14 protein-coding genes are annotated in these 15046 nt (G+C 63.5%); 4 read left to right on the plus strand and 10 right to left on the minus strand.

Going from position 1 to position 15046, the window contains the following annotated elements; all coding sequences use genetic code 11:
- Positions 1–58: 58 nt before the first annotated feature.
- The 6 genes from ACOQPC_RS08860 to ACOQPC_RS08885 form a co-directional block, all read right to left on the minus strand.
- On the minus strand, positions 59–457 hold the full coding sequence (locus ACOQPC_RS08860; RefSeq protein WP_420605384.1) for a c-type cytochrome: 399 nt from the start codon (positions 455–457) through the stop codon (positions 59–61).
- Positions 454–894 carry a hypothetical protein gene (locus ACOQPC_RS08865; protein WP_420605385.1) on the minus strand — a complete coding sequence of 147 codons (441 nt, stop codon included), beginning with the start codon at positions 892–894 and terminating at the stop codon, positions 454–456. The genes ACOQPC_RS08860 and ACOQPC_RS08865 overlap by 4 nt, the downstream gene beginning before the upstream one ends.
- Positions 891–1496 (minus strand): cytochrome c oxidase subunit 3, encoded by a 606-nt coding sequence (locus ACOQPC_RS08870; protein ID WP_420605386.1) that lies wholly within the window; start codon positions 1494–1496, stop codon positions 891–893. The genes ACOQPC_RS08865 and ACOQPC_RS08870 overlap by 4 nt, the downstream gene beginning before the upstream one ends.
- Entirely contained in the window at positions 1489–3447 is a 1959-nt protein-coding gene (locus tag ACOQPC_RS08875; protein ID WP_420605387.1) for a cytochrome c oxidase subunit I, read from the minus strand. The genes ACOQPC_RS08870 and ACOQPC_RS08875 overlap by 8 nt, the downstream gene beginning before the upstream one ends.
- A complete protein-coding gene (gene coxB, locus ACOQPC_RS08880; RefSeq protein WP_420605388.1) occupies positions 3444–4376 on the minus strand; it encodes a cytochrome c oxidase subunit II in 933 nt (310 codons plus the stop codon). The genes ACOQPC_RS08875 and coxB overlap by 4 nt, the downstream gene beginning before the upstream one ends.
- A gap of 83 nt (positions 4377–4459) precedes the next feature.
- Positions 4460–5239, minus strand: a complete 780-nt coding sequence (locus ACOQPC_RS08885; RefSeq protein WP_420605389.1) for a cytochrome c oxidase assembly protein — start codon at positions 5237–5239, stop codon at positions 4460–4462.
- A 439-nt stretch (positions 5240–5678) separates the two neighbouring features.
- On the opposite strand from ACOQPC_RS08885, the gene pip reads away from it, so the two are divergent.
- Positions 5679–6578: a prolyl aminopeptidase gene (pip, locus tag ACOQPC_RS08890; protein ID WP_420605390.1), complete on the plus strand. Its 900-nt coding sequence runs from the start codon at positions 5679–5681 to the stop codon at positions 6576–6578.
- A gap of 105 nt (positions 6579–6683) precedes the next feature.
- Here pip and ACOQPC_RS08895 read toward each other — a convergent pair whose 3' ends face one another.
- Both ACOQPC_RS08895 and ACOQPC_RS08900 read right to left on the minus strand, forming a co-directional pair.
- Positions 6684–8996: an EAL domain-containing protein gene (locus tag ACOQPC_RS08895; RefSeq protein ID WP_420605391.1), complete on the minus strand. Its 2313-nt coding sequence runs from the start codon at positions 8994–8996 to the stop codon at positions 6684–6686.
- A 32-nt stretch (positions 8997–9028) separates the two neighbouring features.
- The gene (locus ACOQPC_RS08900; protein WP_420605392.1) at positions 9029–9652 is read right to left on the minus strand and encodes a methylamine utilization protein; all 624 of its coding nucleotides are present in this window, start codon (positions 9650–9652) and stop codon (positions 9029–9031) included.
- A 132-nt stretch (positions 9653–9784) separates the two neighbouring features.
- On the opposite strand from ACOQPC_RS08900, the gene ACOQPC_RS08905 reads away from it, so the two are divergent.
- Both ACOQPC_RS08905 and ACOQPC_RS08910 read left to right on the plus strand, forming a co-directional pair.
- The gene (locus ACOQPC_RS08905) at positions 9785–10897 is read left to right on the plus strand and encodes a DUF3034 family protein (protein ID WP_420605393.1); all 1113 of its coding nucleotides are present in this window, start codon (positions 9785–9787) and stop codon (positions 10895–10897) included.
- A gap of 16 nt (positions 10898–10913) precedes the next feature.
- Positions 10914–11471, plus strand: a complete 558-nt coding sequence (locus tag ACOQPC_RS08910) for a group I truncated hemoglobin (RefSeq protein ID WP_420605394.1) — start codon at positions 10914–10916, stop codon at positions 11469–11471.
- A gap of 9 nt (positions 11472–11480) precedes the next feature.
- Here ACOQPC_RS08910 and ACOQPC_RS08915 read toward each other — a convergent pair whose 3' ends face one another.
- Both ACOQPC_RS08915 and ACOQPC_RS08920 read right to left on the minus strand, forming a co-directional pair.
- Positions 11481–12773, minus strand: coding sequence for a cation:proton antiporter (locus tag ACOQPC_RS08915; RefSeq protein WP_420605395.1), 1293 nt, complete (start codon positions 12771–12773; stop codon positions 11481–11483).
- A gap of 8 nt (positions 12774–12781) precedes the next feature.
- The gene (locus ACOQPC_RS08920) at positions 12782–12991 is read right to left on the minus strand and encodes a hypothetical protein (RefSeq protein ID WP_420608191.1); all 210 of its coding nucleotides are present in this window, start codon (positions 12989–12991) and stop codon (positions 12782–12784) included.
- On the opposite strand from ACOQPC_RS08920, the gene ACOQPC_RS08925 reads away from it, so the two are divergent.
- Positions 12968–15046 (plus strand): putative bifunctional diguanylate cyclase/phosphodiesterase, encoded by a 2079-nt coding sequence (locus tag ACOQPC_RS08925; protein ID WP_420608105.1) that lies wholly within the window; start codon positions 12968–12970, stop codon positions 15044–15046. The two genes, ACOQPC_RS08920 and ACOQPC_RS08925, sit on opposite strands and share 24 nt — an antisense overlap.

The following is a 15046-nucleotide window of genomic DNA, read 5'->3' on the forward strand; positions in this document are numbered from 1 at the left end:
AGCCGCCGGTTATGCGCCCAAAATCCGGCTGCGCGTGCTTGCCGTCCCGCATCCATCCTCATTCCAGTCCGTGAAGATAAGCCGCGATGTCGCGCGCCTGCTGGTCGGTCAGCCCGGCCTCGGGCATCGCATTGCCCGGCGCGAGCCGCTGGGGATGCTGAATCCAGCGGACCAGATTTTCCCGGGTATTGGGCAGATAACCGGCAATGATCGTTCGCCTGGAAAAATGGATCAACGGCGGCCCGACCAGCCCGTTGGCGTGCATGATCCCGGGTATCTGATGGCAGGACCCGCAGCCCGAACGGCCGATCCAGATCGCCCCCGCTTCGGCGTCTCCGACCGTGCTCGAACGCTCCGGCTTGGGCGCGCTCGGTCCGCATCCCCCGAGCAATAGAACCGGACATGCCAGTATCCAGATCAGGCGGGCCGCGAGCCGTAATAGCGTTCTGCTCATCATAGGCTCCAACATAGCGGGATCAGGATGGGTTCCAGCACGTTGAACAGGATCGCGATCGCAAACGTCCCCGCCGTCAGCATCCCCGCCAGCGCGAGGAAGCGTGTGCGCCCCTCGCCGATCGTCAAATGCGAATGTTCGCTGTCCTTTTTCTCACCGCGCACCCGCCGCCAATGGCGCCGTGACATCAATCCCGACGCGATCGCGCAGATCAGGCAGGCGAGCTGCAGCAGGATCAGCAGCGCGGCCTCGCCGCTGAACCCGGGTTGCGAATTGCTTCCCGGCGTCAACGGGCATGCGTTGCTGCTGATGGCGAACCCGACCAGCATCTCGGCCGTCCAGGCGGCGGGCGGGATCGCGAGACCGGCCAACAGCCAGGCCGCCGACACCTTGTGGCGATGGGGTGACGGATGCTCGATCCGGTCCGCTTGCCCCGTCATGATGCGACCACATAGGGCACGATGAAAAAGGTCGAGAACACGAAAATCCAGACGACGTCGACGAAATGCCAGTAAACGCCGCTGATCGTCACGTGCATGTGGCGGCGCTCGGTAAAACAGCCGGCCAGCGACCAGCACAACACCGCGACCAGCACCGATATACCGACAATCACATGCAGCAGGTGAAACCCCGTAATCGTAAAATAGAAGGACCCGTAAGCGCGGCTCGAAAGGGAAAAGTCCTTGTCGCGCCAGTCGAGAAGTTCGAGCACGATAAAGGCCAGGCCCAGCAAGATCGTCGCCGCGAGACCGCTCAGGTGCTGGAAACGCCGGCCGCTTTTCATGCCCCGCTCGCTCCACCAGATCGTGGCGCTGGAGGCGAACAGAACGATCGTCCCCGGCAGGCCGTATTTCAGCGACGGGTGCAGGGTCGGCAGCCAGTCGGCGCTGTTCTGCGCAGCGGAATAGGCGTAGCTGAAGAGCAGATAGGCGAACAGCGATCCCTCGGTTGCGATCAGGCAGAGCATGCCGAACCAGGCCGTCGAATTGCGCCCGGAGGAGCCGACCGGCAGCGGGGCGTCGGTGATCAGCGCGTCATCCATCGGCCTTCTCCAGTCCGGCATGAACGCGGCGCGGCCAGAACCAACCGACCAGCGACAGGACGATCGCGGCCAGGCCGACCCCGACCAGCCACCACTGCCGCAGCAGCGCACCGCTGAACATCAGGGTCATCCCGATCGTGAGCGTGAACGGGGCAAGGCTGTCGCCCGGCATTTCTAGGATCAGATCCGGCTCGCCGTCGAGCGGCGATGTCGCAATCGTTTCCTTGCCCCGGTCTAGCAATAGCCCGCGCGTGATGCTGCTGCGTTCGTCGGACTCGTCCATCGCCTCTTCCCATAGCGGATGCCGGCTGACGACGAGCGGAATGACCTTGAAATTATAAACCGGCGGCGGCGACGACGTCGCCCATTCGAGCGTCCCAGCGCCCCAGGGATTGGCCCCGGCGGACTTGCCGCGCTTGAGCGATCGCACGACGTTGACGAGAAACAGCAGCACGCCGACCGCGAACATGGCCGAACCCACCGACACGACCAGATTCTGGCCCGACCATCCCATGCCCGCGGGATAGGTATAGACGCGCCGCGGCATGCCGAGCAGCCCCAGCGTGTGCATCGGGAAAAACCCGACATTGAAGCCGATGAACATCACCCAGAAATTCCACTTGCCGAGCCGTTCGCTCAGCAAGCGGCCGGTCATTTTCGGAAACCAGTAATAAACGGCGCCGACCACGGGAAACAGGTTGATGCCGATCAGCGTGTAATGGAGATGCGCGACGACGAAATAGGTGTCGGTCAGCTGCCAGTCGGATGCCGCCGCGGCCGTCGCCACGCCGGAGACGCCGCCGATCACGAACAGGACGATCATGCTGGCAAAGAACAGGAACGCCGTGGTGACGACCGGCCGGCCGGTCCAGATCGTCGCGGTCCAGCACATCACGGCGACGGCGCTGGGGATGGTGATGATCAGCGATGCACCGCTGAAAAAGGACAGCGACAGATTGGGCAGGCCGGTCGCGAACATGTGATGGACCCAGACCCCGAAGCCGAACGCCATCGTGCTGACGGTGGCGAGCACGACCAGCGTGTAGCCCACGAGCGGGCGCCTGCAAAAGGTCGGCAGACCATCGGACACCATGCCCATCGCCGGCAGGACGATCGCGTAGACCCAGGGGTGCGCGAACATCCAGAACAGATGCTGCCACAGCAGCGGCTGACCCTCGCCGGCATCGAAGAAATGCGTCCCGAACTGCCGGTCCATCCACAGCAGGAAGAAAGCCAGGCTGACGCTGGGCACGGCCATGATATTGGCGGCCGACGCCGTCAGCGTACCCCATAATAATACCGGCACGCGGTTGAGCGACATGCCGGGCGCCCGGGTCCGCAAAAAGGTGACGATGAAATTCGCCGCGCCCACCGTCGTCGATATGCCGAGCAGGATCATGCCCAGAGCGTAGACATCCATGTTGAGGCCCGGGCTATAATCCCTGAGCGCGTAGGGCACGTAGTTGAACCAGCCGTCGTCTGGCCCGTGACCGGTTACGAACCCGGCATAGATGAACAGTCCCGCCGCGAGATAGACCCAGTAGGACAGCGCGTTCAGCCTTGGAAACGCCATGTCGCGCGATCCCAGAAGGAGCGGCCAGAGATAGTTGCTGAAGCCTGTGAGAATGGGCGACGCATAGAGAAAGATCATGCTGATCCCGTGCATCGAGAACAGCACATTATATTGCTGCGGCGTCAGCACCGTCTCGCCGGGCGCGCCGAGCTGGACGCGCATGACCAGTGCCTCGAGCCCGCCGAGCAACAGAAAGGCGAATGCGGTGACGATGTAACGGAGGCCGATCTGCTTGTGATCGACGCTGCCCAGCCATCCCTTCCAGCCGGGCGCCGTCTCCCACATTTTCTTCAGCCGATCGCCGGGAAACTCCCCATCGATCTCGACGATGTCGAGCGTGCGGGCATCCTCCCATTCATCGCGCGTCGCCATGCTCATCGCCGCGCCTCCAGATAGGCGAGCACGGCCTGAAGCTCGGGGCCGCTCAGTTTGGTTGCCGGCATGAGGACACCGGGCTTCTGCGCCTCGGGATCCGAGATCCAGCCCGCGAGATTGTTCCGGTTGTTGGCAAGCGTGACGCCCGCGAGCGTCCGCCGGCTCATCAGATGAGTCAGATTGGGGCCGCGAACGCCGTGATCGCCGCCCCTATATCCCTTGGCCGCCGTGCCGTCGATGGCGTGACACGTGATGCAATGCCGAGCGAAGACCGCTTCGCCCTGGCCTGTCGCCGGTTCTGACCCTGCGCGCGTCGCCAGCCGTTCCTGATTGCGCCGCCATGCCGCGAATTTTTCGGGCGGATCGGCAAACACCAGAAAGCCCATATGCGCGTGCTGCATCCCGCAATATTCGGTGCACTGGCCGCGGTAGACGCCCGGGTGATCGGCCTGCAACCAAGTGACGTTCTCGCGGCCCGGAATGGTATCGGTCTTGCCCGCCAGCGCCGGCACCCAGAAGGAATGGATCACGTCGGCGCCCCTCAGTTTGACGAGCACGGGCCGGCCGACCGGAATGTGAATCTCGTTCGCCGTTTCGAACGCCCGGCCGCCCGTCGCGCTCGCGGGATAGTCGACCTGCCACCACCACTGCCTTCCCGTCACGGTGATGGCCAACGTGGGCGGCGTCGAAGGCCGATCGATCTTCGCCATGACCAGCATCGCCCAGAACAGGGCGACGATCAACGCCGCCAGCGTCAGGGGCATGCCGACATAGACCCAGGCAAGCCCTTTCTGGCTGCGCTCGACCGAGCCGGTCGACAGCGCTTCGCGGGTGGCTTGCTGGCGTCGAACCATGACGCCCCATGTCACCGCCACGGTAAAGATCAGGATGACGACGGCGCAAAGACCGAGGAGAAACCAGGTCAGCGGCACGACCGGCGCCGCGTGCGGCCCGGCGCTGGTCAGATATTCGAGTGGCCAGCGCGCGCTCCCAGCGCCGTGAGACGCTGGCGGCGTCATGCCCCGCGCATGGCTCCAGCGCGAGCACCATAAGCAGGCCGGCGAAGCACGATCGCCAGCGGCACGATGATGGCTGCCAGAAAGATGGAGCCGCCCGGCACCCACATCAGCGTGCCGCCAAGCTGCTGATCCTGCAACGGGGTGAAGCCCCATCCGATCGGCGTGACGAAATGGGGCCAGTAAAGCGGCGCGCGCGCCCAAGTGATGACCGCGCCGAGGAGCGCCATCTGCAATCCGGTCGCGACCGTCGCGGCGATCGATATGCCGAACCGCGAGGCCGGCGCTCGCAGCACCGTCCACCAGAAAAAGACCGCCGCGCCCCATGTCGTCACGTGCATTGTCCAGTAAACGGCCGTGCTCAGGAATGTCGCATCATACGGCCTTGGCGAATGCCAGATCCACAGGGCCATCGCAAAGGCAAGGGCCGCGCAGAGTTCCTGGCCCGGAACGCGCCGGCGGCTTGCAGGAAGCCCAAGCGCAATCAGGGGGGCGGCGACGAGCGTGAGAATCATGTGCTGCCCGACCCGGGCGGCGAACAACGAGACCGACAGAGCGCACAGGGGAGATACCAGCGCCAATGCGGTCGTTGCCCAGCCGAGGCCGAAGCACCAGGCTTCGCGCCGCGTCTTCTCGCGTCCTACCCGCAAATAATATAGGAGCGCGATGCCCAGCAACGCCGCGAGGAGGACCGGATCGAGATTCCAGCGGCCGTCGATGGTCGCGGCGGTCGGCGGCGAACCGCAATAAGGGATGCTCGCTGTTTCAGATACGCGCAAGACTTCAGCGCCTTTTTCAAATCGACGAAAACCAGGGGCATGACCGATTGGCACTGGTGCGACCGCGATTCAAGGATGGATTCCATTTCCCGCTCCGTTCGATGCCAAAATTCAGGACCCCGCATGATAGTGTCTCAGCTTGAATTTGTAGCTTCCGCGGTTTCGAAGAAGCCTAGGCGCAGTTGGATGAGGGTGGGTGGCACGCTAGCGCCATCGACGGATTGGCGCTGCTATTGCTCCCTTACCGCTGCACCCCGGATCAAGTTCGGGGCTCGCTCCTCTTCCGCTCGCGGGAGAGAAGCGAGCGGAAGAGGGAAAGTTCAAACCGAGACACTACCACCCCGCACGCGTGAGTGGATTGGCTGCGCGGAGCTGCTATGCTGGCGCGATGACCGACCTTCGCACCCTCTATCCGCCCGTCTAGCCCTATGAGTCCGGCATGCTCGACGTCGGCGACGGGCACCGGGTCTACTATGAACGGTGCGGGACGCCGGGCGCGAAGCCGGCCGTGTTTCTCCACGGCGGGCCGGGCGGCGGATGTTCGCCCGAGCATCGCCGCCTGTTCGATCCGAAACGTTACGATGTCATGCTGTTCGACCAGCGCGGGTGCGGACGCTCGACGCCGCATGCCTCGCTCGAGGCCAACACGACCTGGCATCTGGTGGAAGACGTCGAGCGGCTGCGGGCGCTGACGGGCGCGGAGAAATGGCAGGTGTTCGGCGGCTCGTGGGGCTCGACCCTGGCGCTCGCCTATGCCGAAACGCATCCGGGCCGTGTCGACGAGCTGGTCCTGCGCGGGATCTATCTGATGACGCAGGCCGAGCTGCGCTGGTATTACCAGTTCGGCGTCTCGCAGATGTTTCCCGAGCAATATGCACGGCTCGCCGCGCTCATTCCCCCGGCCGAGCGCGACGACATGTTGGGCGCCTATCACCGCCGCCTCACCGGAGACGACGAGGTAATGCGCCTCGCCGCGGCCAAGGCCTGGTCGGGCTGGGAGGGGCGCACCATTACACTGCTCCCGAATACATCCGCGGATGCGTTTGAAGAACCCGAATTCGCGCTCGCGTTCGCGCGGATCGAAACCCATTATTTCATGAACCGCGGTTGGCTGGAAGAGGGCCAACTGCTGCGCGATATCGCGCGGCTGCACGGCATTCCGGCGGTGATCGTTCATGGCCGCTACGACATGCCCTGCCCGGCCGCCACGGCCTATGCGTTGCACCAGGCCTGGCCGGGCTCCACGCTCCACATCGTCGAAGGCGCGGGCCATGCTTATGACGAGCCGGGAATATTGGACCGGCTGATCCGCGCGACGGACGGGTTCGCGGTACGGTAAACCGTCGATATAGGAAATTATATGCGTGTCGCCGAAACGCACAGCTGCTCGCTTTGGAGCCTTTGCACGGCTTTATTGCTGGCTGGTAGCTAACCGATGCCGGTCTCAGGCAACCGAGCGCATATGCATGGCGTCGGGATGATCGACGGTGCCGCCGAAGCGCGTCACGATGCCCAACACTTCCCCCGCCGGCACGGGACGGCTGAACCAGAAGCCCTGAACCTGCTGACAGCCCTCGCGGCGCAGCGATTCGATCTGGTCTTCCAGTTCGACCCCCTCGGCCAGCGTCTCCATACCGAGCGCGCCGGCAAGCGTCGTGATGGCGCGGATAATCGCCCCGGCACCGGCGCCCTTGCCGAGATCGCTAACGAAACTGCGGTCGATCTTGATCTTGTCGAACGGGAAGCTGCGCAGATAGCTCAGCGAGCTGTAGCCGGTTCCGAAATCGTCGAGCGCGATGCGCACGCCCAGGCTGCGAAGACGATGAAGCAAATCCAGCGTCTGTTCGACATCGGCGATGAACACCGATTCCGTGATCTCGATCTCGAGCAGGCCCGGCTCGAGCCCGCTTTGTGCGAGCGCCTGCAGGATCGCGTTCTGCAAATTGGCGCTCTTGAACTGGATCGACGATATGTTGACCGCCACGCGAAGCCGGTCTGGCCAGTTCGCCGCTTGCCGGCACGCCTCGCGTACGACCCATTCGCCGATCGGGATGATCAACCCGGTTTCCTCGGCCAGCGGGATGAATTCCAGCGGCGGAACCAAGCCGCGCTCGGGGTGGTGCCAGCGAAGCAGCGCCTCGAAGCCCACGAGCTTTTCTTCCGACAGGCTGTAGAGCGGCTGGAAGTAGAGCTCGAACTGGCCTTGGTTGATGGCGATGCGCAGGTCCAGTTCGAGCTGGCGGCGCCTTCGCGCGGCATCGTCCATCGCCTGTTCGAAGAACTGATAGCCGGCCTTGCCCTCCTGCTTGGCGCGATAGAGCGCGAGGTCGGCATTCTTGATCAGCGTTTCGGCGTTGGTGCCGTCGTCCGGCGAATAGGCGATGCCGATGCTCGCTTCGATCGGGATTGTCTGGCCGTCGACGTCGATCGGTTCGCCGAAACAGCGAAACAGACGTTCGGCATGGCTCAGCATATCCTCGTCGGCGCCGATATCGGGGATCATGACGGCGAACTCATCTCCGCCCTGGCGTGAGACGAGCGCGCCCGGCATGAATTTGCTCAACCTCTTGGCCACGGCCTTGAGCACCGCGTCGCCGACCGCGTGGCCGGATGTGTCGTTGATCAGCTTGAAATTGTCGAGATCGAGATAGCAGACCGCGATCCGCTTGTCAGCGTCCGCACGGGCCAGCGCGGAATCGAGCTGCTCGGCGAACAATTTCCTGTTCGGCAGGTCGGTCAGGATATCATGCAACGCGATATGGGTGATCCGCCGCTCGCGATCGTCGATTGCCTCGATCATGCGGTTGAAGCTGGTCGCGAGGCGGCCGACTTCGTCCTGCGAGCGCACTTCGACGAATGCGTGATGACCCTCGCTGACGCGCTGGGCGGCCGCGTCGAGCTTGGCGATCGGACGGGTGACGCCACGCGCGACGATCCAGCCCAGGACAACCGTTGCGGTCACGCCGACGATGCCGAGCAGGCCGAGCAGCCATACCAATGGTCCATATTCGGCCAGCGCCTTGCTGAGCGAGTGCCGCAGCAGCAGCGCCGGCTTCATTTCCCCGCCCAGCGACGGCAGGGTCGATGCGCGGTAGAGGATGCGTTCACCGTCCTCCTCGATTTCGACGGGGCTTTCGCCTTTCGCCAAACGCAATGCACCGGGAAGACGCTCAGCCGGAACGATCCTGCTTTTGAGCGGAATGGCCGAAAGTTCGGAGAGCTTTGCCAAGCCTTGTTCCGTCAGCGGCTCGCTGAGCACCAGCCAACCCGCTATGTCGGGCAGCCTGATCGGCGCGGCGACGGCGCTGGCGGGGTTTCCGGCCATGGTTATGATGCCCGAGCTATCGCCATTGTTCAGCGCCTGGTACATGGCGGCACGGTCGGTCGATGCGAGCGCGCTGGCATCGCCGATGATCGCGCCGTCGGTCGTGACGACAAAGGCATTGGGAACCCCGGCGCGCGTCTTCAGGCTGCTGAGCGCACTGTTTGTCGTGAGGTCGTCGCCGAACGCAACGGATTTACGAAAGCCGAAATCGGCCGAAAGCACATCGGCCTGCGCACGCATCTCCTTGGCGCGCAGATCCAGAATCTCCTCGAACACGTCGGCATTGGCGGCCATGTCGCGCGAAATCGCGCGCTCCGCATAGGCTTCGATCCCGCCGCTCGCGACGATCATGATCGTTCCGAAGGCGACGGCGAAAAGGACCGCATACACCAGCGCGATGCGCAGCTGCAACGATCCCAAGCGAAGGTTCATGCCCTCAAGGCGTCTGAAGGCAGGCACAGCGATCATCGGCGCAAGGGAAGTACCACCGCGCGCGAGTTGGCGCCGTCGGCCAGCACGGTATCGTGATCGGCCTCGTTGTCGCTGGCCAACGCCGCCGGATGCCAGATCCGTACCTCGGTCGCGCCGGACGGCAGACCATCGATCACGACGCGGCCCTCGCGGTCGGTCTTGGCGGCGTAAGGCGTGTCGACTACCTTGATATAGCCGCGCATCGAATCGTGGATGTTGCATCCGAGCGCGACATTGCCCGCCACCGGAAAGCTTTGCGCGCGGGACTGGTCGCGGCCGTAAAGACTGATTTCGAATCGGGCGGCGTCGGAGAAGCTGTAGATGCTGTGGCGCACCCGATCGAAATTGGGGAAGGCGACCTTGGAGCCTTTGGGCACGATCAACGTTCCGGGCACGAAGTTCAGGTCCTTCTGCGCCATCGCGTTCGGCCAGGCGAACTTGGCGGGCGCGCTCACGCCCTTGGCGGGATAGACGGTGATCACCGCGTCCTTGATCGGTATGCCCCGACGGTCCTTCACCACCACCGTTAACGAAGATGCACCGCCGGCCTGCGCGGCAAAGGCAAACGCCAAGGCACCGGTCGCGGCGATGACAGCGAGAGTGATCCTGCGAAACATGGCATCCCGGATAAACGGAAAAGGCTAATAATTGCTTGCCCTAGCGGCCTGTGACCATGCGGCAGCGCTCATTCGGCTTATCAGGGACACATGCTTAATCGGTTTTTTACCGGCCACCGTTAGGCCCCCGTCATGGTTAAGAACACGCACCTGCCATGGCCGGGCATCATTCGCTCCGCCGCCCTGCTGGCCTGCCTGACCGCGCCGGCCGGGTTGCGCGCGGCACCCGCGCCGACAGAGCCAAGCGCCCACGCTCGATCGGCGAGGGAGAATTTCATCTCCGCCGCCGACGAGGGCAGCATGGAGGCGAGCGAAGGCGGCGTGACGCCGGTCCCATCGCAGCAACCGTCCGATTTCGATAACCCGCCCGCTCCCCCGCCGCACCCGTTCGATGAGAACATTCCGGCCGGCGATGTAACGTCCGGCCGATCGAGTTATGGCGGATTGCGATGGGGCGGCAAGTTGCGCCTGACCAACGGGATCGCTTCGCTCGACGGCGCGTCCGGCGGCGGCCTGGCCGGTTGGGCGATCATCGCGGGCAAGGAAACGGTCGAGGGTATCGGCGCATCTGCCCATATCAGCTATGTCGAGCTACCCGATTACAACTGGCAGAGTCACGGCGCTGCCATCGGCTTGTTCGACCGGTTCGAGCTCAGCTATGCGCGTCAGAACCTTGACACGATCGATGTCGGCGCGGCGCTCGGTCTCGGTCGCAGCTATGTGCTCAACCAGGACGTGTTCGGCGCGAAGCTGCGTTTGTTCGGCGACGCGGTCTACGGCCCGCCATTGCTACCGCAAATCGCCGTCGGCGTGCAGTACAAGAACAATCTCGACGATGCTGTCACGCAGGCGATCGGCGCCAAATCGGACGACGGCACCGATTTCTACATCGCCGCGACCAAGATCGTCCTGTCGCAAAGCCTGCTGCTGAGCGGTACGCTGCGCTATACCAAGGCCAACCAGCTCGGCCTACTGGGTTTCGGCGGTGACAAGTCCGATGATCGCTCGCTCCAGTTCGAGGGCAGCCTGGGCTACATGCTGTCGCGCAATCTGGTGGTGGGCGCGGAATATCGCACCAAGCCGGATAATCTGGGGATCGCGCGCGAGGACGACTGGTGGGACCTCTTCGCCGCCTGGTCGATCACCGACCATTTCACCCTCACCGCCGCCTATGCCGATCTCGGCACGATCGCCATCGCCGAAAAGCAGCGTGGCGGACTCATCTCGCTCCAAGCCTCATTCTGAACAGAAGGTCCGTTCCATGCCAATCATCCTGCCGCTTCTCCTGCTGATCCAAAGCGCAGAGGCGCCCGTGCAACCTCCCGCCGAAACGAGCGAGCAACCGGTCGACTGGGCCGAGCAATTCGGTTTCGAAGAAGAAAAACGCGATCCCGTCACCGGCGAGTTTCCCGTCGATCCTTATGAGCAGAGCAATGCCAATGCCGGCGCGACACCGGTTCGCAGCGACCGTCTGTCCGAACAGTTCGGCGGGCAGGAAGGTATCCGGCGCATGACCGATCGCCTGATCGAGATCAATCTGGCCGATCCGAGAATTTCCGCGATTTTCGAAGGCCACGACCTGGTGCGCCTGCGGCGGACGCTGTTCGAGCAATTCTGTTACGTCCTCGATGCCGGCTGCGACTATAGCGGCCGCGACATGCGCGCCGCTCACCAGGATATGGGCCTGCAAATCGACGATATGAACGCACTGGTCGAAAATCTGCAAAAAGCCATGCGTGAACGGCACATTGTCTTTGCGAGCCAAAATCGCTTGCTCGCCAAGCTCGCCCCCATGAAGCACGACGTGCTCCAGCAATAACCCCAGCGGTCATTCGGCAGGGGCCGGCGCCTTTTCGGCTTCCGAACCACGGCCGATCCTGCGCACGATGCGGCCCACCGTCGAGCCTTGGATCAGCACCGAGAAGAGCACGACGAAAAAGGTTGCGGCGAGCAGGATTTCGCGCGTTTCGCCTTCCGGCAGGGCCAGCGCCAAAGCGATCGAAATACCGCCGCGCAACCCGCCCCAGACGAGGATGCGATACCCCCCCTTGCCGATCAGTCCGAACGGAGCGAGCAACAGCATGGGGCCGCCTACCGCCAGCGCGCGGCCGGCGAGCACCAGCGGGATCGCGGCCAGCCCCAGGATCGCCAGCTGAGGCGTCAGCGAGATGACGATGATCTCCAGGCCGATCAGCAGGAACAGGACGCTGTTCAGCAGCTCGTCGATCAACTCCCAAAATTTCAGGACGTAATCGCGGGTCACGTCGCTCATCGCGTAACTGACGCCGTAATTGCCGATCAGCAGCCCCGCGACCGCCATCGCCACCGGGCCTGCGAAGTGCACCGTCGAACACAAGGAATAACCGCCCATTACGACGGCCAGACTGATCAGCACCTCGAGCGCATATTCGTCGACGCTGCGCATCATATGAAAGGCGATATAACCGGTGATAAGCCCCACCGCGATCCCGCCCCCCGCCTCGAATGTGAACAGTTTCAACCCTTCCATGAACGAGAAATCGGCGCCCGTGGTCGCCGCGCTGAGCAGGATCGAGAACACCACAACGCCCACCCCGTCGTTGAACAGGCTCTCGCCCGCCACGGTCGCCTGCAGCGACGGCGGCACCGCGAAGCGCCGCAGGATTCCGAGCACCGATACCGGATCGGTCGGGCTGATCAGCGCGCCGAACACGAGGCACCAAATGAAACTGGTCGGCAGGCCGACAAAGGCCGTGAGCACATAAAAGGCGGCGCCGACGATCAGCGTCGAGAGCAGCACGCCGAGCGTCGACAGCAGCAGCACCGCGAGCCAGCCCTTTTTGAGCTCGACCAGATCGACATGCAGCGCGCCGGCGAACAGCAGAAAGCTCAGCATGCCTTCCATCAGGGTCTGCGAAAAATCGATTCCCGTGAGGAACTGCTCGACCGCGTCGGCGATAGTCAGGCCGGGAATGAATTCGTCCAGCACGATCAGGAGCGTCGAGGCCATCGCGCCCATGACCGTCAGGCCGATGACATGCGGCAGACCGATGTAGCGATGGTTGATATAGGATAAGAATGCCGCCGCCACGACCACGATCGCGGCGGCATCGAAGGCCGAGAGGCTGATGGCGGAATGCATGCCCCGTCTTAGCGGCGGTTAACGTGGCAGCGCCAGCCTGCCCGCGATTTTTTCGCAAGGCCCCAGCCATCGATTGCAACGAGGTTAACCAAATCTAGAGCAAGCCCGACTAGCGCCGCTTTATGGAGGCACGGGTTGTCATAGTCGATGATCGTCCGACGAATCTTCGCATTTACGCGCAGTTCGTCAAAATGATGGGCAATGGATTCGATGTCCACTGCTTCGAAAGCCCCGTGCGCGCGCTCACGTTTCTGGAGCGCGAGCGCGTCGACCTACTGATCGTCGACTATCGCATGCCCGAAATGAGCGGCGCGGAATTTATCCGCAAGGTCCGCTCGATGCCCGCCGGCGGCGACATTCCCGCGATCGTCATCACCGCGCATCAGGACCGCGAATGCCGTATCGCCGCGCTCGACGCGGGCGCCACGGACTTTCTTCAAAGCCCCGTTTCCCAGCCCGAATTCAAGGAACGCTCGCTGCTCCTGCTCGAACAGCGCGAGCGCAAGCGGGAGATTGCCCGGCGCGCGACGGACCTCGGCCGTCACGCGGTGCGCGGGGATTCCGAGTTGCGCAGCGACGAGAGCGCCAAATCGATGCTCGAACAGATCATCGACACCATCCCGATCATGATCAACGCGCTCGACAAGGACGGCAAATGCCTGTTCCTGAACGCCTATCAGTCGGCCATGTTCGATCGCCTGCCCAACGAGCTGGTCGGCCGCGAAATGTATGCACTGGTGCCGGAAAAGTTCGGCGAACGGGAGCGGCGGCGCGATGCGATCGTGCTGGAGAGCGGCGAGCCGCTGCCGCACTATGAAGAGCGCCTGACCAATGACGGCGTGGAGCTCATCTTCCACTGCAACAAAAACCCGCTGATGAACCGCGAGGGCGAGACCATCGGCGTGCTCACCACCGCGGTGGACATCACCGCGCGCAAGTTCGCCGAAGAGCACCGTACCCATCTCGCGCTGCACGATATGCTGACCGGCCTGCCCAACCGCGCGCTTCTGGGCGAACGGCTGGGTCAGGCAATCGCCGAATCCAGGGGTGACGGCGAGAGCGCGGCGTTGCTGCTGCTTGATCTCGACCGGTTCAAGATCATCAACGACACGCGCGGTCACCAGACCGGCGACATCCTCCTGCGCGAAGTGGCCGAGCGGCTCGGCGGTTTCCTCAATTCCGACGAGATCGCCGCGCGTATCGGCGGCGACGAATTCGCGCTGGTGCTGCGCGGGGTCGAGGATGCCGAAGAAATCAGCCGACGCTGCGCGAACCTCCTGCGCGACATCAACCGGCCCTATCTGATCAACGGCGTCGAACAGATCGTCGGTGCCAGCATCGGCATCGCGCTGATTCCCGACGACGGCAGCGACGCCGACGAACTTCTGCGGCTGGCGGACCTTGCCATGTATGACGCAAAGGCGCGTGGCCGCAACGGCTTCTGTTTCTTCTCGCCGGAGCTCAATCAGGTGGCACAGGCCAATGCGCGCACCGAGATGGAGCTTCGCGAGGCCATTGCGAAAGACCAGTTCGAGCTGGAATATCAGCCGGTGGTGGCGCTCGGAACGCGCGAATATGTCGGGCTCGAGGCGCTCATCCGCTGGAACCATCCGGTCCGCGGGCGGCTGCTTCCCAAGGACTTTCTCAACGTCGCAAACGACAGCGGCCTGATGGACCTCATCGGCAATTGGGTGATCGAGGCCGCCTGCCGCCAGATCGTCGACTTCGAAGCGCGCGGGATCATGGTTCCGCGGATATCGATCAACATCTCGCCGCGGCAATTCCAGACGCAGGATGTCGTTCACGAAATGCTGTCCAGGGTGCAGCGGTTCGGCGTCGATCCGGATCTGCTCTGCATCGAGATCACCGAAGAGGTGCTGCTCGAGCGCAACCGGGAGATCCTCGACGCGCTGGCCACCTTGCGCCGCGCCGGCATCAACATCTCGATCGACGATTTCGGCACCGGCTACAGTTCGCTCCAATATCTGCGCGATCTGCCCGCCAGCCGCCTGAAGATCGACCGCGCGTTCGTTTCGCGGATCACCGAAAGCTCGGTCGATCGCGCCATCATCAGCACGATCGCGCATCTCGCCCACGCTCTGCAAATGCGCGTCGTGGCCGAAGGCGTCGAAACGCAGGCGCAGTTCGATCTGCTTCGTGCATCGGGCTGCGACGAGGTCCAAGGCTGGTTGACCGGTCGGCCGATGGGCAGCGAGGCGCTGGCAAGCATGCTGGCGAACGATGCGACGCGGGTTTGGTCGAACAAGCGATGA

The sequence above is a fragment of the Novosphingopyxis sp. genome (assembly GCF_965218915.1).
In the GTDB taxonomy this organism is placed as follows: domain Bacteria; phylum Pseudomonadota; class Alphaproteobacteria; order Sphingomonadales; family Sphingomonadaceae; genus Novosphingopyxis.